Source organism: Blautia sp. TF10-30 (assembly GCF_003481245.1).
GTDB lineage: Bacteria > Bacillota > Clostridia > Lachnospirales > Lachnospiraceae > Fusicatenibacter > Fusicatenibacter saccharivorans.
Genome location: NZ_QUKM01000004.1, coordinates 2,992 through 20,110, shown reverse-complemented (window position 1 = coordinate 20,110; position 17,119 = coordinate 2,992). Strand labels below are relative to the sequence as shown.

Below are 17,119 nucleotides of genomic sequence, written 5' to 3'. Positions count from 1 at the left end.
TTCGTATTTAATGAAAGGATTTTGACTTTTATGAAAAAAGAACGTTCAAAAGAGCTCTTTTCTCCTGAATCTTGTTCCCCTGTTCTTTCTGGCGGAATCCGGGATTTTACCGTGCATGGAACCGAACCTGTTCCGCTCCATATCTATCATCAGGATTATGCGCATGGCGGGCTCTCTGTTCCTTTTCACTGGCATAAAGAATTAGAATGGATCTGGGTTGAAAAAGGTACTCTCACTCTGACACTGAAAACTGAAACCCGGACAATTTCCGAAGGTACTTTTCTTTTCATCAACAGTCACGAACTGCATCAGCTCTGCAGCATTGGAACTACCCCTTCGATTCACCATGCCCTTGTATTTCTTCCAGAAATTCTCTCATGTGCCTATCTGGATTCCTGTGAAGCAGACTGGATTCGTCCGCTGCTCTCTCATCTTTGCCACATTGTCAAGTGATGAATTCAAGAAAACGGCAGCCGCAAAGAAAAATCTTTGTGGCTGCCGTTCTAATTGGCGGCTTGAAGCAAAAAAATCCCCGGTTGTACCAGGGAAATAAAAACTTTAGTATAGCCTAAAAGAGAAAGCTAGCGCCTTGAGGCGCGGCCAAGTAGAGTGGGCTTAAAGCCTGCGTCCCGAGCCACCCGTTTTACGGGTGGCAGCGACTCCTTGTCTGTTTATCTTATACTTGTCAATTTATATTATCCAATAATGTGAATTATAATATGACAGTACGGATGCATATTATAGAAACATAACTTTGAAAGAATCAAGCATAACCTGTGGAGTGACTCTTCAACGGATAAACTATTTTCACTTCATACAGTTCCGACATATGGAATAAGGAACACCAATCGCCCTCAATACAACTTTCTTTCTATTAGTTAAAAATGCACATAATCAAAAAAGAAAATCGACTTATTTTAGACAAATTCATTGACAAGTTCTGCTTTAGGTGATAAAATAAAAGTGAAAAGTCGAAATTTATATTGTTGGGAGGTAAGACCGATGATTTGTTTTAAGGTTAAGTTGCCTAACTTAATAATGGAGCATTTTTACCGGCGCTGCCAGCTTTGGAGGCTTAGAATTAAAATTGTTTCTATTTGCGCATAAGTTAGGCATGATTATTTGTCTACTTATGCGCTTTTTTATTTGAATTTTCAGTATTAGCAGAAAGGAAGTGTTATACATAGATAACATATGGCTTATCCTTTTGCTTCTATTAAGTTTTTTTATGATTTTTAAGCCGGAACTTTTATGGAAAATTGAACACTTCTTTTCTGTAAAAGGCGGTGAACCTACAGATTTATATCTTGGTTTGATGCGGGTTGCTGGAGTATTCTTTTTTATTGCATCCATCATTTGCATTATTGTTTTGGTTTTATAAGAGAAGGGGGGCTTTTAATGAAAAAGCTAACACGTAAGATTGTTGCACTTACTCTTTCCTTGGTTATGTGCATAAGTTTTTCTAACACTACTTTTGCTTATGCCGACAACGAGAATATCAGTTCTTCTGCTGAAGCAAGCAAAGTGAATTGGTGGAAGATTGGCTGGATTATCCTTTCAGATTATGTGGAAAAGCTTATCGATCTCGATGGACAGAGTGAAAAGGATAGTAGTTGGGCCTATCTTGTTTCACCTAGCATAGAATATAACACGGGTGATATGGGGCCTGAGGTTTATTTTCGTCCAGAAGTAGATAACAGCGTTGGTTCTATCCGTATGCATGGACATAGGATTATCTTTGTCGATATTTTTACACAGATTGCACTCATCTTGTCAGATGCCTCTGGTGATACGGTAAGTCAAGCAACTACTGGTACAAATCAGTATATGTTTTATACAAAGAAAGCAGGAGACAGTTCTGGTACATGGAAAGCACAGTTTGTTTCAACTGAGACATACAAATGGCAGTTGTATTATGCCCATTATTACAATGCCAATGCTCGTTCAAGTGTTCCTATGACGGAAGATGGATTTTACTTTGGGGATAATAACAGAGTTTATCAATTCTCTGTTGCAGAATCTTACAGACTTAATTCTCTTCCTCCAGAGGTTGTTGATATGACACAACTTAATGCTCAATTTATTAATCCTGCTGATGGAAAAACTGTAGATTATCTCAAAGACTTTAATGCTGGAGATCAAGTTCATTTCTCTGATATAATTATTGACATTAGTTATGATGCGACTGAGGATGCGACTACATTTTATTTTACCGAGGATACTTATGAGGAAAACATAGGATGGAAATTTGCAGGAAATCTTCTTGACCAATATTCCGCTGGTGATGTTCTGAATCTAACTTTTGATGTGTTGAATGTCGGAAACTATCAGGGCATTACTTTTGAAAGCCTCGACTACTTTGAAGCAGCTTACGCGCATAATAACGGTGCCGCTTATCCCAATATTCAAGATTACCAATAATTTGATTTTGACATAAGGACTTATAGAAGAGGGCGTGTTGCGGATAATTTTCTGCAACGCGCCCTTTTTAGTATGCTTTAGCAAAATAAAGTTATCCCTTTTACTCTGGCCAAAGGAATAACTTTATTGCCTGATAGCATTAAAAGAAAATTGTTGTATCACTTTTGATATAAATTAAAAGTATTTAGCGTCTAAATTCTACCTTGACATTTCCCCAACAAAATTGTAAATAATCTTAACCTCCTGTGTCCTCTGACCATCAATCTTCTTGATTTCTCCAATCAGAATCCGGCTAATGAGCCGGTTCAGCACCGCCTCGTCCAGTTCCTCGATGGCGGCATAGCGCCGGATTTCCTTGATAAAAGTGCGGACTTCGCTTTCTTGCGCATCGGCACGACCTTGCATCATTGCCAGGTCATGCAGGCGTTTCTGGTTGGATTCCTGCTCCTGTTCCAGCGCCGCCGTCAGCTTCACAAACCGCTGCTCGGTCAGGATGCCTTTGGCCTTATCGGTGTACAGGCTCAGGAACATCCCGTCAATTTCCTGATTTCGGGCTTCCAGCCGCAGGCGTTCCTTTTCTGTCTGGGAGGCGTCCACCAGATACCGGTGCTCCATCCGGCGGCTGAGCCGCTGGTAGAACGCATCGGCATCCTTCATAGCCTGCGCCGCCAGTTCCTGAATGTCTTTCAGCACCAGATTGTATAAATCCCTGGCCTCGATCTTGTGGCTGGAACAGACCTTGCAGCCCATGCGGTTGTAGGTCTGGCAGATATAGTACGCCTTGTCAATCGGCTCCCGCATTTCGCCGGTGAAGCGGTTCTTCCCGGTTCGGCCCACTTTCTCATACCGCACCTGCATGGACTTCCCGCAGGTGGCGCAGTAGACCAGACCGTGGAACAGATTATAAAAGGGGCAGGAATTCCCCTGAATGGTCGGCCTGCGGTCAATGAGTTCCTGCACCTGTTCCCATTCCTCCGGCGTCACAATGGCCTCATGGCAGCCCTCGATCACTTCCCACTGGTCACGGGGAATAATGTCATAGGTGTTGGAGCGGATGCCTTTCTGATGCGTCCGAAAGACCAAATGTGCGCCCTTATAGAATGGATTTCTCAGGATGTGACTGATTCTGGCTCCGCCCCAGAAATAATAGTTGGCGTCAAACTCCGTGTTGGCTTTGACATGGGTGATTGGGATTTTTTCTTCCATCAGACGTTTGGAAATCCTCATGCAGCCCAGCCCGTCAAGGGCATAGTCATAGATTTTGCGGATGATTGGCGCTGTCTCAGGGTCAATGATGAGATGCCCCTTGTCCTCCGGGTCACGCATCAGGCCGAAGGGCGGCGTCCCTCCGCAGAACTTCCCCTGCCGGGAGCGGGTGGTGATGCCTGCCAGCACCTTTTTAGAAATATCCCGGCTGTACATATCGTTCAGGATATTCTTAAAGGGCGTAATGTCCATCTCCTGACGGGTCAGGCTGTCCACGCCGTCCGTGATGGCGATATAGCGTACATTGTGTTTGGGGAAAAAGATTTCGATATAGCTGCCAGCTTCAATATAGTTCCTACCAAGCCTGGATAGGTCTTTGGTGATGACGCAGCCGATCTTCCCCGCCTCAATGTCAGCGATCATGCGCTGGAAGGCAGGGCGGTTGAAATTGCGGCCCGTATAGCCGTCATCCACATAATATTCATACTGGAACATTCCATGCTTTTCAGCAAAGTCCCGAAGCATGATTTTCTGGTTGCTGATGCTCATACTCTCGTTGTCGCCGCCGTCATCCAGAGAGATGCGGCAGTAGAGAGCGGTGATTTTCTCATAGACTTGTTTTTTCCTGCTCATAGCGTTCTCCTTCTATGAACAGGGACACGATACCATTATAGTACCATGTCCCTGCCCCTGAATCAACCGTTTTTACGCAGCGTTTTCGGCCATTTCCCGCTGTTCCAGCCATTCCTCGAAGTGTTCGCAGGTCTGGCGCTCGATCAGCTGCTCAAAGGCTTCCCGCATGGACTTCTCCCCGGAGAACTCCCGCACCACCACAAAACGGACTTTATTTTTCTGCTGTTTGCTTTTTTCCATAGGCTACCTCCATAGAGTAGCAGGCCAGACGGCAGCACTGGCAACGAAGTCCGGCAACGAACCTCTGAAAACCTGTAAACTACCGTCTGACCTGCAAATCTTACTTTATCAATTTTCTTGAAAAATCTCGTTGTTTTCGTTGCCGGAGATAGAGATAGATATTAGAAAATACCTTATTTACAGGCTTTTTCCGTATCCAGACCGGAGAATCCCCGGCAACAAACCCGGCAACCAAGTGGCAACCATCCCGGCAACAGACCGCTAATTTTATGCGATCCACTCCTTCGGCAGTTCCAGCTGGCAGCATTCTTCCTCGGTCAGCTCCACAAATCCATCTTCGTTGCCGGGCAGTTCGTTGCCGGAAACGTCCCGTTCCCAGCCCCTCTGCCTGCCATATCCGGTGAACATCCGGGGATTGGAGAATGGTTTCCAGCCCGTCACCACCGTGTTCATGATCTCGTTGATATTGTGCAGCTGCCACCGCTTCGGCTCATCGTAGGTGTGGCCCAGCGCCTCCTTGAACAGCTGTTTGGAGCAGACCATGCTGCCGGTGTAGTGTTCCAGAAAGCCCTGTATCTGTCCGGCCTCGGTGTCCTCCGGCATGAAATCCTTCTGCACCTCCACCAGCTGGCGCTGGATGGACTTGCTGAACTTCATAGAGTAGTGGCCGCTGCGGTAAATCGTCATGGCCTCCGCCCAGACCTGTAAAAGATAGGCTCTGGAGGCGTCCTCGTCCTCCAAAATGTGAACCTCTGCATTCTCCGGGTAAATCATGATCGGCAAAAAGCGCCGATTTCCGGCCCGGTCAAGGGGCAGGAAGTCCAGTGTGTTGGACGAACCGCCGAACACACACTGCCGCAGCCGGTCTTTGGGCTGGGCCTCGTAGGGCGTCCGGTAGGTTTCCTTCTGGCGGCTGATAAAGGAGCGGATTTCTTCAATGCTTTTGGCGCTGCTGGTAGCCAGCATCTCCGACATTTCGATAATCCAGTGTCCTTGCAGCTTCAGATACACCCTGTCATCGTCCAGTTTTTTCAGGTCGTCACTGAACCACTCGTCCCGGATCGCCAGCAAGCGGAAGAAGCTGGACTTGCCAGCCCCCTGACCGCCCACCAGACAGAGCATTTCCTCATATTTGGAGCCGGGGCGGAATACCCGCCGGATAGCCCCCAGCAAAAAGTGTTTCAGCATTTCCTCCACATAGTCGCTCTCGTCCGCACCTAAGAAATGATGGAGACAGGAGCGGATGCGGGGCGTCCCGTCCCAGACAAGGCCGTTTAGCACGTCCTGTATGGGATGGTAGCAGTTCTCATTCGCCACGATGGAGAGCGCCGCCGTCATCTTTTTCTCACTGGTCAGGCCATAGGTCTGCTCAAAATAGAGAAGCAGATATTTCACGTCCGTATCCGTCAGGGCACTGGTATTCCTGCGCCAGCCTAAATCCTGTACAATGTCCACCCGGTCAGTCAAAAGGTTCAGGCGGATCGCCCCACGCAGGAGAGGGTCATGGCAGAACACCGTCCGGCAGTTGCCGATGGTGTTGGCGGGCTGGCCCTTCTCGGTGACGGACAGGCTTTCCCGCACCTCATCAACGCTCCGCTCCGGCGCTAAGGCTTCGGCTGCGCTCATGGCGGCCTGCCGGGTGGCTAGCGGTAAACTCTGATATTCGCTGCTCAATCTTCCTCACCTCTTTTCCATACTCAGCGACCACGGAAGCACGTTCCTCCATGCTGCCGGACAAGAGAATATCCAGCAGATATTCCGTGTACGGTTTCTTTTGCAGGGCCTCCACGAACAGCGGATTCCACGCTTCATCCGGCGTCTGCGGGGCGTATTCCTTCTCCCAGCGTTCCAGCAGATGCAGGTAATTGCACAGCACCCGGAAACATTTCTGCTCCGCCTGCCGGTAACGCAGTTCCTCGCTGATTTTTCGCTTGACCGGCCTCCTGCGGGGCGGGTCATGGCCTTTGGCGTCATAGTGGACAGAGAAATCCTCCGCCAGCTTCAGCGCCGCCTCCTTACTGCTCAGACTAAACAGACGGGCGGTAAAATCAATCACATCCCCATCTGCCTGACAGCCAAAGCAGTGGAACCGATGGTCAATCTTCATACTGGGATGTTTGTCATCATGGAAGGGACAGCAGGCCATGCCATTCCTGCCAACCTGCACCCCGTAATATTCCGCAGCCTGCCTTGTGGTGACAGACTCCTTCACCGCTTCAAATATATTCGATTTTCTCACCTCCAGGCAGAGAAAAAAGCACCCGTTTCCGCAGAAAATCAGGTGCCTCATAACTCCATATCGTGTTTCTTTTTCGGAGCAATCCGCCCCTCACGTTCCCAGCGTTCCCGGTTATCTCGGTCAGCGTTCAGCCTGCCTTTCGCCAGCTTCTCCCGGATGGATTCTCTGGCCTTCTCCTTAATCTGCTCCTTACCGGCCTTCTTGACCTCCGGCTGCATGAGAGTTTTCTGGATTTTTGCCAGGGCGTTCTGCATGACCCGTTTGATTTTGGTAATCACTCCATCCAGACGGGCGGCAGCGTAGTCACGCTCCTTCTTCGGGGCCTTCCGCTCCGGCGAAAGCACCCACTTTTTCGTTTCCTCGATCAGACGAATATCTTCTTTGTGTGTCTCCTGCCGGACGGTATCGGTCACCACCTCCACCGCCTTGTCATAGGCCGCATCGGAAACATCATCTAACAGCGTCTCCACGTCCTCGATTTTGAGCGTCAGTTCTTCCAGCTTCTGCTCCTGCGCCGCAAGCTGCTCCTTCTGCTTCATCAGGATATAATCCTGTTTTTCCAGATAGTCCCGCCCGCCGTAGGACGGCTCCTGATCCAGATGCAGCCCATGCCGTCTGGCGATGTCAAACAGGATCGTCCGGCAGACCGCATCAAAGGTCTGCTTGCGGTTGTTGTTCCGGCCTTTGGGCTTCTCCGGGTTGGGGAGAGGGATGCCAAGTTCTTCCAGCGCCTTTTCCTGCTGGGGGCACAGTTCCCCATAGCGGTTCTCACAGTCAAAGACGTGCCGCTCATGGATGTGGGGCGTCCCCTCGTCCAGATGGAGCGCCCAGTCCAGGATGTGGATATGGGAACCGAAGCGGCGCTCAAATTCCTGATAAAACTCATTGACGATGGAAAAGAGCGTATCCGGCGAGACGGATTCTCCCATCGTGCCGATCTGGTAGATACTTTCCTCCGGGCAGGTCTTGTTGTTTTTCAGCAAGTCCTCCACAGTGCGGTTGCGCTCGGTGTGCCGGGTTTTCTCATTCCGGGCGTTCTGAGCTTCCACATAGCCGCCGTAATGCTCGTAGTAATACATCCGCTCGATTTCCTCAAAGCTGAAATCCGGCTGCTCCGGGTTCTCCCGGAACTCATGGGTGGTAAAGCCCCGGTAGCAGTCCCAGTAGACATTTTGCCTTGCCCGTTCTGCGTCAATGTGTTCGCTGTTCTCCACATCGAACCGGCGGTCATTGTGGCGGGGATTATAGGTGCCATGCTTGCCGGAGCGTCCATTGTGTCGTGTCAGTTTCAAACAGATTTCCTCCTTCCTGCGAAGATGTTCTGGGGCCGGGGAAGGGGCGGCGAAGCCGCAAATCCTGCGAATTTTGCGTCAGGTAATACCCAATACAAGTTGACGCAGGCATCAACTTTCCCTGGGCAAGGCGTTTCACCCTTGACCCGATGGGGCGGCTGCCCTCAACCTGCCAAGGCACTTCGTCCTTGACCCGATAATGGCTGCCGCCCTTAACCTGCCAATGGGCGTTGCCCCTTGACCCCAGCAGTGCGCTGCCGCCCCTGCACCCCGCCACAAAGGGCTGGCCGCCCTCTGTACTTCCGCACCGGCGAAGCTGGCTTCCACCGCAGGAACGGTGTTTGCCAGTTTCACCGGCTCCGTATCCACACATTTGCGCCCATAGGCGGGGAGTGGATACGGAATACGCCTGCGGGGATTGCCGGTCAAAACATCGGGTGCAGACCCGTCATTTTTCCCGTAAACACCCCGATTTTAGGCGATTTTTTCTTCCGTTACCACCACCTGAAAGCCATGCTCCTTTGCGTACTCCCTTGCGGCGGCTTTCCGTTCTTCGCTGTACGGAGGCACCAGCCGGATCGACAGCCGGGACTTGTCCAGCACATAGGTCACGCTGCCCTCCGGCGTGCTGCGCTCCAACCGGCACAACAGTGGGTACTTCCGGCTGAAATCAGCCAGCCTGCGCTTCAAGCTGGCGTTGAAGGTGTAGACGCTGGCAAGGTTCTCCGCCTCGTTCCAGTTGATGATGGTTTCTTTCTCATACTTAGACAGCTTCTTCATACAGATCCTCCTCATAATCGGTGTAAGATTTCAGCACACGCAGGTTGCGCTTGAGACGGCGGTACTCGTCCATCTCCATGCGCAGATGGTGATAAAAATCCTCGTACCAGCTTTCGTTCATCTCCGTCTCCACCTTCCGGGCCAGCCCCAGCATCCGGCGTTTGGCCTCCGGGTCAACCGTCAGAGCCGTCAGCCATTTCAGCCGTGTCACCGTATTGTGGTGGCTGAGACAGCCGTAAGCGTAGAGAATCTTCTTTTCTTTCATACTCAGTGTCATAATGATTTCCTCCATTTCTTTGCTGCGGAGCCATGCGCCCCGCATGATAAACTTGTTTCCTGTCCGCCGGTCTGCCTGCAAGCCGCTCCTGCCCGGAATTTCTCCCGGCGTATCGGCCTCTTTGGTGTGCTCGATTTCTGTCCTGGCGTCACTTCCCCGGAGGCCATACCCCTTGCAGCCGGTCATTCGATTTTCAAGGTTCTGTGCCTGTCTGCAAGAACCAGTTTACCGAAAAAAGAGGCCCTTTCCCGTATATCCAAAACGTCGGAAAAACGCTCGAAATCCGCATATTTCCACGCTTATGGAATCGTGCTATAATGGGTGTAATCACTGAAAAAGATAACGAGAGAGGGGGCTTTGGATGTACGCAAAGCTGACAATCCCGGAGCGGCTCAAAGACCTGCGGGTGGTGGACAAGCACCTGACGCTGGAACAACTGGCGGAGCAGACCGGCCTGTCTAAATCCGCGCTGGGAAAATACGAAACCGATGACTACAAGGACATCAGCCCGTTTGCGATTGCAACGCTGGCGGACTTTTACGGCGTGTCCACCGACTATCTGATGGGGCTGACGGAAAATAAAAATCACCCAAACACAGAACTTCAATCTCTGCATCTGAGTGATGATATGGTGGAACTTTTGAGCAGCGGCAAAATCAACAACCGGCTTCTCTGCGAACTGGCTGCCCACCCGAATTTCCGGCGGCTGATGATAGATATGGAAATCTGCATCGACCAGATCGCCAATATGCGGGTGGAGCAGATGAATCTGGTGTTGGAGGCCACCCGGCAGACCGTCATGAGCAAGTATGCGCCCGGAGAAGATGACCTCTATATGCGGACGCTGGAACTGGGGCAGGTGCAGGAAAGCGATTTTTACAGCCATGTCATGCACGATGATCTGGACAGCATCGTCCGGGACATCCGGGAAGCACACCGCAAGGACAAGACCACCGCCGACCCGCAGCCCACGCTGGATGACGTCAAGGAAAAGTTTGAACAGGCGCTCGAACAGGGCAGCCAAGAGGAAGTGGTAATCCACGAATTTTGCGACAGAATGCAGATACCCTTCGAGAAGATTTCCTCAGAGGACTTCTCTGCATTTTTGCGGATACTGAGCCTGTCCAAAATGCTCAAAAATCCCAACAACATGAGAGGAAAGGCCAAGCCGCAGCCGTACTATGCGCCCAAGCGGAAGAAACGCAGATAACAGGAAAGCCGCCCAATCTGTACCGTTGGACGGCTTTCGACCCGTTTGTGGGCGGAATAAAATATGTGGTTATACATCCGTTAGCTGACCGTTTTCATCAGCTTTTTCATAAACTTCCAGAGACGGATGCCATCTTTGAGGCCCAGCCGGTAAAAGAAGCACTCGCTTTCTGCACCAGAATCGAAAATAGAATCACAGTAGTGTCTTACAGCGTCCTTCTGTTCCTCAGACAATGCGCTGATTGCTTTTTCATACTCGTTTTCCAAGCGAAGGCAGTCCTCTTTTTTCTCCGTGCCGGTTTCTGCCTCCCGCCACTTAGCAAACTGGCTCTGCATCCGCTCCTGAATCATCAAATCAACCAATTTTTCTATATCTGTACCCATAAGCGCCCCTCCTTATGCTGGGCGGATATAATTCCGGTATGTTTCCAGGACGGAATCTGACACACCGCTTTTATATACTTTGCGGATGTCGGAGATTTCCTCTTGCTTCAGCAGTTTCAGCCATTTCAGCAGCTCAGCCCTGCCGTTGGCAAAGTTACAATAACGCCCATCGGCGTATTCGATACGGTATCTCATAGACAGGCACCTCCTTAAACAAAAATCATCTCAGAGAGGATGATTTCCTCTGCTCGGCTGCGAATGCTGTTCATGCCCCCGACCCACGCAAGCTGGTCACGGGCTTTCAGTTCCTCGGTGACACCCTCCGCCTCCTGCATCTGCGAGACGATACACGCCAGCCGGTCAGCGGCCTGTTCGTTCAGGTCAGCAAGATATGTCCAGAGTTTTCCCGACAGAAGCAGGGCATTGTACTGGCCGGGCCGGTGTTCTTGCAGAAACGCTTTGTGCATCCGGCCCCACCGCCCAATGGGGCGGCTTTCCTCCGGTAGCTCCAGATCGGGGATGTAGTAGTCTCCCACCAGCGTGTAGCTGATTCCGTTTTGATGGATTTTCTTTGGTAAATGCTCCATGTTCGACCTCCTGTATTCAGTTATTTCAGAATCCAGTTGATCGTGTCCCTGTTCATGATAAATTCAAGGCAACTGAACTCTTCACGAACAAGTATGGCATATCAACTGCTTCTTCCGGCTTTTCCATTGGAAGAGCTTTCTGCTGCTGAAGCCTCCTCTCAGACACAGAAAACATTTGTACTGACATTATCTGAGCTTTTCCAGGAAATCCTGTATGCATACGATACCAAACCCATCGGCTGGTTTCTTCTGATCAAAAGTGACATGTATCGGATTCTTGCACTTCTGGCGCAATACCAGCTTTTTCTTCATCCGGAACCCCTCTGCACTCGTAAAAAAGAAAGATCTGATCAGTGTAAAAAACTCTTACGTTATATTCAGGATAACTATGATTCTAAAATCCGTCTTTCAGATCTTGCTGCTATACTCAATATGAATCCACAATATTTTTGTCGTTTCTTCAAAACGCACTTTCACACAACGCCTATTTCCTATATCAACCAGTACCGCGTAACCCAAGCCGCAGATCTTCTTACCGGCAGCTCGCTTTCTATCTTGGAAATTGCTCTGCATACCGGATTTGAAAGCCCCAGCTATTTTGCCAGCATTTTCCGCCGGACTTTTGGTATGTCACCGGAAGAATATCGAAAGGCCATGCCCTGACCCGGCAAATTTTTCTGTTTCCTTTTTATATCTACGCAAAGATAAATCACTTTCTTACACAGCGAAACTCAAATTTTTTCCTTCTGAATGCACGGCAACACAAATCTCAAAAATTTTTGATTTTTTTTCAAAAAACACTTGCCAAACTCGTTTTCTTATGATAATATACTACTTGTCGCTGAGCAAAAATCACGGCAGACAAAACAAAAACTTCGGCTCCGTGGTCAAGCGGTTAAGACATCGCCCTTTCACGGCGGTAACACGGGTTCGATTCCCGTCGGAGTCATATGGCGTCGTAGCCAAGTGGTAAGGCAATGGTCTGCAACACCAGTATCCACCGGTTCAAATCCGGTCGACGCCTCTTCTTTCCCGGAAACAGATAGTTTCCGGGATTTTTCTTTTTCAAAATTATTTCAAAAAAGCTGCCGGTTCTGTTTGCTTCGGCAGCTTTTTTGAAAATATGATTTTTTTAATTTTCTTTTTCTTTCACATAGTCTTCGTACACATACGCCGTTTTTCCCTCATACGAAATCTTGTACCATCCGTTTTCTTTTCCGAGCATTTCCACTTCTTCCCCTGTCGTCAGAGCTCCGATGACCTGGCTTGTGCTGACGTTGGGTTCTGTACGTACATTGACCGGTGAGATACAGGTGACGGTTTTCTTACCCTTCTGCTTTTTCACGCCATCCGAATTATTTTCTGCTTCCAGAGCTCTTTTCTGCTCCTTGCAGGCCGTCTGAAATGTTTCTGTCAGCAGCTCATTGTCCGGGAACTGCAGAGACTCCAGTATTTCCGGCACGATTTGCTGTGTATCGTTGCTGCCGCTTCCTTTTTTCCATATGATCTGATACCCTTCATTCTCCGTTTTCACCCCGCAGAAAAATGCAATCGGAATCTGCTGGGAATTTTTTACCTGGAAACGATAAAAGGAACTCTCGTTATCTTTTCCTTCGTTAGCTGTTTTCACCATAAAATCACTGATGCTGTTTTCCCCTGTTATTTCATTCGGATAGAGCAAATTTTCAGCGCTCTCTTCGTCCTCCGGAAAATCCATAAGTATCACTTTTGCCATTCCTTCCCGATACGATATCTCAAGACTTTCCCCATCTTCCGATATGAAACTGCATTGGATTTTTTCATCTCTCATTACATTCCAGCCTTCTGGAAGTGTGATTATAATATTCTGGTATGTAGAAAGAAACTCTTTTTCACCATCTTCTGACTCATCCTGGACACTGGATGCTCTTTCGGAGACAGCCGATGGATTCTCCTTTTTCACCTGCTGATTTCCACATCCCATTACCACAATAGTTGTCATCAGAAGAACCGCTAAACAGTTTTTTCTGTTTCTCATGTACAATTTCCTTTCTTGACAGTTCCGTCTTTATTTTCTGTCAGAAAATTTCTTTTGCTTATTGTATCACAACTATTTTTGCACTGTAAAGAGTACGTTCCTTCCCTCCTGCCTTGATTTTCTTTATGCAAAAAAATCTCCAACCAGATTGAGGTTCCCTCCCCCTCAAATCCAGTTGAAGATTTTTCTTATCTTTTTTATTTTACTTCTGTAAATTCGACCCGGATACTCTCATACTCTCCCAGCACCTGATGCAGGGTCAGCCCCGCACGGTTCCAGGTACGGCCAAGGCGGACTTCCTGGTCCAGGCTGCAGCGGTACAGCTTATCCTCTGCAAGACCGCACACTTTCGTGTGAACCGGAAGCATATTTCCTTCTGCGTCAGTCTTTACGATCGTAAGCAGTGCGCGGCTCTGATCCTCTGCCACGAACTCCCATGCCATGAAATCCTGTTTTTTCAGTCCGGTCAGACGGTAATACAGGCCTTCGTGTGTGAGCTCGTAATATTCATGCATCGCAGCAACCTGCTCTTTTACCATCTCTTTTTCTTCCTCTGAAATCTTATTCAGATCCATCTCATATCCAAAGCTTCCTGCCAGCGCCACATCGCCTCTTGTCCGGAACGGTGTCACACGGCCGGTCTGATGGTTCGGGCATACAGAAACGTGGGAACCAACGGTACTGATCGGATAGAAGAACGAGCTTCCGTACTGGATAGACAGGCGGTTGATCGCATCGGTATTATCGCTGCACCAGATCTGCGGGGAATAATACATCATACCGGCATCATATCTTCCGCCTCCTCCGCTGCAGCCCTCGAGCAGCAGATTCGGGCATGCGGCAAGGAATTTTTCCATCAAATCGTAAACACCGAGCACATAGCGGTGATACAGCTCTCCGTTTCGGCTCTGTGCTGCCACATGGCTGTAAACATCGCAGACACTGCGGTTCATATCCCATTTGACATAATCAATCTTTGCATCATGAACGATGGTTGTCAGACGCTCCAGCAGATACTCACGCACATCCTCACGCGTCATATCAAGTACAAGCTGATTTCTGCTGTGGTTCGGCACACGGCCAGGAATTGCAAATGCCCAGTCCGGATGTGCACGGTAAAGATCACTGTCCTCGGAAATCATCTCCGGCTCAAACCAGAGACCGAATTTCATGCCCATCTTGTGAATTTTTTCTGCAAGCTGCGCCATGGAGCCGTTCATCTTTTTCTCGTTGACGAACCAGTCACCGAGACCACTGTTATCATCCTCTCGTTTTCCAAACCAGCCATCGTCAAGCACCAGCATCTCAATGCCAAGCTTTTGCGCCTGTTCTGCAATTTTCAGGATTTTTTCTTCGTTGAAATTAAAATAGGTTGCTTCCCAGTTGTTGATCAGAATCGGTCGTTTGGCATGCTTGTATGCGCCACGGCAGATATGCTCGCGGATGATCTCATGATACTGCTGTGACAGTTTGGTAAGGCCGGTTCCGGAATAGCTTAAGATTGCCTGCGGGGTATCGAACGCCTCTCCTTTTTCCAGATGGAAGCAGAAATTGGTCGGATGAATACCCATCTGAAAACGGGTCTGATTTTTCTGATCCTTCTGTGCTGCCGCAACAAAGTTTCCGCTGTAAACGAGGCATGCGCCGATGCAGGAACCGTGTGTCTCACCCGCACCCTCCTCGCAGAGGATCACAGCCGGATTGTAATGATGGCTCGATGTACCGCGGGTGCTTCCGATCTCGACTTTTGCATGCTGCACCGGAATCCGCTCCGCCGTACGCTCCATCGCATGACGACCCGAGAAATAGATCATCTCATAATTTTCATACATCAGATCCATGCTGAATGACAGCATTTTTTCCAGCTCAATTGCCGTTTCTCCGTGATTTTCGAGTCTTGCCGCTCTCGTAATCACATTTTCCTTTTCAAATACACCGTAAAACAGCTTCAGCACAATGTCGGAAGCCTTCTCCGTCATTGTAATAACAAGAGTCTCACCTTTTTCTTCCTCTGTATCGTACAGCGCCGGCATTCCGGGAATAGCATAGGAATGATCCAGAATTTCGAACGAATCGAAACGAAAATCTGCTGCAAAGCTGCCGTCCGCGTGGCGGATCTCAATCATATCATCACGGAAATCACCGACACCACTTCCCGGAATTTCCTGCGGAAGTGCATCAAGAGAATATTTCCGGTTAGGGCCTGCCTCCTCCGGATTTCCTGCAAATCCCATATCTGTACAGAAAATCAGACCGGAAAGATTTTCCTCACCGATTTTTTCTCCATAGTAGAGATGCAGAAGCACATTTTTGTCATCTGCGAACATCTGGTAACTGCTGTCTTTTGTCTGGAGGGTAAATAACCGTCCATTTTCACTTACTTTGATTGCCATGATTTCCTCCTCCTGCGGCATCTTGCAGTATCCTGCAAAACACGATATAATTTTACTGATATTTCGGAATCTCATCCTTTGTGACATTCCAGCTTTTCTGATGATTCATTTTGTGAGGTATACTTATGGAAACTTCCTGGACACTTCCTGTCCCAAAGCATAAATTTTCGGATCTTTATCTCTGCTTCTGCGGCTACGAAGCCTGCCAGCCGTTCCACAGCTACGGCCCTGCTGTCCGCCCCAATTACGTGATCCACTATATTATTTCCGGGAAAGGCACTTTTACCATCGGAAACCGCACTTACCGTTTAACCACCGGACAGGGCTTTTTCCTGATGCCAAATGTCCGCACCTACTATGAAGCCGATGCGGATGATCCCTGGACCTATCTCTGGATCGGTTTTGACGGCGAAAAAGCTGCCTCTTATGTACAGGAACTCGGTCTTTCCGAGGAACACCCTGTCTACCAGTGCAGTTTTTCCGGTGAACTGCAGTCCCTCTTGTTTCAGATGCAGAAGCATAATACCTATGACACCTCTGACCAGTATCTTCTGGAAGGCTGTCTGTACCAGTTTTTCTCAATTCTTTCCCGCGAAATCACGCTTGCCGATCCTTCTGCACGGGAGATCGGCAATCTTTACGTGGAAAAAGCCGTTGAGTTTATCCGAAATAATTATTCCAATGAAATCCTTGTCTCGGATATTGCCAGATATGTCTGCATCAACCGAAGTTACCTTTATACCCTGTTTCAAAAATATCTCCATACCTCACCGCAGGACTATCTTTCTTCCTGCCGGATCACGCGTGCGCTCGAGCTTTTATCGTATACGGATCTCTCCATCGAAACGGTCGCTTTTTCCTGTGGTTACCGGAATGCCGAAGTTTTTACCAAAGCCTTCCGCCAGAAGCAGGGCATGACGCCAAGCGCCTATCGGAAAAAGTTCCGCCTGGACACGACTCCGGACTCTGCACATGTTCCGTGATCTGTCTGATTTTATTATAACGAAATCTTTTTTCCATGAACAGGAAGAAATGTTATGGAAAACCGTCAAAATGTTAGATGGCATTTCTTAATGGCTACAGACAGCAAAAAAGCGATACAGCTATGATTTCTCATTTCTGTATCGCTTCTTCATCTTAGCTCCCCGAGTTGGGCTCGAACCAACAACCCTTCGGTTAACAGCCGAATGCTCTACCATTGAGCTATCGAGGAATACCTCAGGAATCTTTTCCTAACAATCGTTACTATAACACAATCTTTTTCGAAAAACAAGTATTTTGCGGAAAATAATTACAAAAAGCCACCGGATTTCTCCGATGGCCTTTCCGATATACCTTCAAAACCGCATACACATTACATCTATCATTCCATTTTGTGAACACAACCATTCAGGTCAAGCCCTCGACCGATTAGTAACAGTCAGCTCCATGCCTTACGGCA

The 17,119-nt window shown here is 48.7% G+C and carries 18 protein-coding genes and 3 tRNA genes; 8 read left to right on the top strand and 13 right to left on the bottom strand.

From position 1 onward, the window contains the following. Positions 1 to 30 precede the first annotated feature (30 nt). The 3 genes from DXD02_RS05390 (at position 31) to DXD02_RS05380 (ending at position 2,421) form a co-directional block, all read left to right on the top strand. Positions 31 to 453: a cupin domain-containing protein gene (locus DXD02_RS05390; RefSeq protein WP_117802319.1), complete on the top strand. Its 423-nt coding sequence runs from the start codon at positions 31 to 33 to the stop codon at positions 451 to 453. Positions 454 to 1,174: 721 nt separating this feature from the next. Beyond that, a complete protein-coding gene (locus DXD02_RS16225; RefSeq protein ID WP_334291862.1) occupies positions 1,175 to 1,381 on the top strand; it encodes a DUF6199 family natural product biosynthesis protein in 207 nt (68 codons plus the stop codon). 17 nt (positions 1,382 to 1,398) lie between these two features. Next, entirely contained in the window at positions 1,399 to 2,421 is a 1,023-nt protein-coding gene (locus tag DXD02_RS05380) for a hypothetical protein (RefSeq protein ID WP_055221986.1), read from the top strand. Positions 2,422 to 2,619: 198 nt separating this feature from the next. On the opposite strand, the gene DXD02_RS05375 is transcribed toward DXD02_RS05380, so the two are convergent. The 7 genes from DXD02_RS05375 to DXD02_RS15780 all read right to left on the bottom strand — a co-directional run bounded on the left by DXD02_RS05375 (position 2,620) and on the right by DXD02_RS15780 (position 9,274). After that, entirely contained in the window at positions 2,620 to 4,260 is a 1,641-nt protein-coding gene (locus DXD02_RS05375) for a recombinase family protein (RefSeq protein WP_055221983.1), read from the bottom strand. 72 nt (positions 4,261 to 4,332) lie between these two features. After that, positions 4,333 to 4,500, bottom strand: a complete 168-nt coding sequence (locus tag DXD02_RS15580; RefSeq protein WP_164468434.1) for a hypothetical protein — start codon at positions 4,498 to 4,500, stop codon at positions 4,333 to 4,335. Between the two features lie 267 nt (positions 4,501 to 4,767). Continuing rightward, entirely contained in the window at positions 4,768 to 6,126 is a 1,359-nt protein-coding gene (locus DXD02_RS05365; RefSeq protein ID WP_055221981.1) for a virulence-associated E family protein, read from the bottom strand. Next, positions 6,086 to 6,790, bottom strand: a complete 705-nt coding sequence (locus DXD02_RS05360; protein WP_055266766.1) for a CHC2 zinc finger domain-containing protein — start codon at positions 6,788 to 6,790, stop codon at positions 6,086 to 6,088. Before DXD02_RS05360 ends, DXD02_RS05365 begins: the two co-directional genes overlap by 41 nt. After that, positions 6,787 to 8,031: a hypothetical protein gene (locus DXD02_RS05355; RefSeq protein WP_055266764.1), complete on the bottom strand. Its 1,245-nt coding sequence runs from the start codon at positions 8,029 to 8,031 to the stop codon at positions 6,787 to 6,789. Before DXD02_RS05355 ends, DXD02_RS05360 begins: the two co-directional genes overlap by 4 nt. A 474-nt stretch (positions 8,032 to 8,505) precedes the next feature. Next, entirely contained in the window at positions 8,506 to 8,811 is a 306-nt protein-coding gene (locus tag DXD02_RS05350; protein ID WP_055222220.1) for a hypothetical protein, read from the bottom strand. Further along, positions 8,795 to 9,274, bottom strand: coding sequence for a hypothetical protein (locus DXD02_RS15780; RefSeq protein WP_226906287.1), 480 nt, complete (start codon positions 9,272 to 9,274; stop codon positions 8,795 to 8,797). The genes DXD02_RS05350 and DXD02_RS15780 overlap by 17 nt, the downstream gene beginning before the upstream one ends. A 175-nt stretch (positions 9,275 to 9,449) precedes the next feature. Between DXD02_RS15780 and DXD02_RS05340 the strand changes: the two genes are divergently transcribed. After that, positions 9,450 to 10,298: a helix-turn-helix domain-containing protein gene (locus DXD02_RS05340; RefSeq protein WP_055266762.1), complete on the top strand. Its 849-nt coding sequence runs from the start codon at positions 9,450 to 9,452 to the stop codon at positions 10,296 to 10,298. A gap of 80 nt (positions 10,299 to 10,378) precedes the next feature. On the opposite strand, the gene DXD02_RS15775 is transcribed toward DXD02_RS05340, so the two are convergent. From DXD02_RS15775 to DXD02_RS05325, 3 genes are read right to left on the bottom strand one after another with little or no spacing between them, the layout of a single operon-like run. After that, a complete protein-coding gene (locus tag DXD02_RS15775) occupies positions 10,379 to 10,681 on the bottom strand; it encodes a hypothetical protein (protein ID WP_055219875.1) in 303 nt (100 codons plus the stop codon). A 12-nt stretch (positions 10,682 to 10,693) separates the two neighbouring features. Next, a complete protein-coding gene (locus DXD02_RS05330) occupies positions 10,694 to 10,876 on the bottom strand; it encodes a hypothetical protein (protein ID WP_055219873.1) in 183 nt (60 codons plus the stop codon). A 14-nt stretch (positions 10,877 to 10,890) separates the two neighbouring features. Further along, a complete protein-coding gene (locus DXD02_RS05325) occupies positions 10,891 to 11,268 on the bottom strand; it encodes a TnpV protein (protein ID WP_055219871.1) in 378 nt (125 codons plus the stop codon). 93 nt (positions 11,269 to 11,361) lie between these two features. Between DXD02_RS05325 and DXD02_RS05320 the strand changes: the two genes are divergently transcribed. The 3 genes from DXD02_RS05320 (at position 11,362) to DXD02_RS05310 (ending at position 12,292) form a co-directional block, all read left to right on the top strand. Next, the gene (locus tag DXD02_RS05320; protein WP_158565884.1) at positions 11,362 to 11,931 is read left to right on the top strand and encodes a helix-turn-helix transcriptional regulator; all 570 of its coding nucleotides are present in this window, start codon (positions 11,362 to 11,364) and stop codon (positions 11,929 to 11,931) included. 214 nt (positions 11,932 to 12,145) lie between these two features. After that, positions 12,146 to 12,217: transfer RNA gene (locus DXD02_RS05315), tRNA-Glu, on the top strand. Positions 12,218 to 12,220: 3 nt separating this feature from the next. After that, a tRNA-Cys gene (locus DXD02_RS05310) sits at positions 12,221 to 12,292 on the top strand. Between the two features lie 108 nt (positions 12,293 to 12,400). On the opposite strand, the gene DXD02_RS05305 is transcribed toward DXD02_RS05310, so the two are convergent. Both DXD02_RS05305 and DXD02_RS05300 read right to left on the bottom strand, forming a co-directional pair. After that, positions 12,401 to 13,285 carry an SH3 domain-containing protein gene (locus tag DXD02_RS05305; protein WP_117802317.1) on the bottom strand — a complete coding sequence of 295 codons (885 nt, stop codon included), beginning with the start codon at positions 13,283 to 13,285 and terminating at the stop codon, positions 12,401 to 12,403. Between the two features lie 197 nt (positions 13,286 to 13,482). Then, positions 13,483 to 15,678: an alpha-galactosidase gene (locus DXD02_RS05300; protein WP_117804868.1), complete on the bottom strand. Its 2,196-nt coding sequence runs from the start codon at positions 15,676 to 15,678 to the stop codon at positions 13,483 to 13,485. Positions 15,679 to 15,803: 125 nt separating this feature from the next. Between DXD02_RS05300 and DXD02_RS05295 the strand changes: the two genes are divergently transcribed. After that, a complete protein-coding gene (locus tag DXD02_RS05295; RefSeq protein ID WP_118666494.1) occupies positions 15,804 to 16,661 on the top strand; it encodes an AraC family transcriptional regulator in 858 nt (285 codons plus the stop codon). 158 nt (positions 16,662 to 16,819) lie between these two features. Here DXD02_RS05295 and DXD02_RS05290 read toward each other — a convergent pair. Then, positions 16,820 to 16,891: transfer RNA gene (locus DXD02_RS05290), tRNA-Asn, on the bottom strand. Positions 16,892 to 17,119 lie beyond the last annotated feature (228 nt).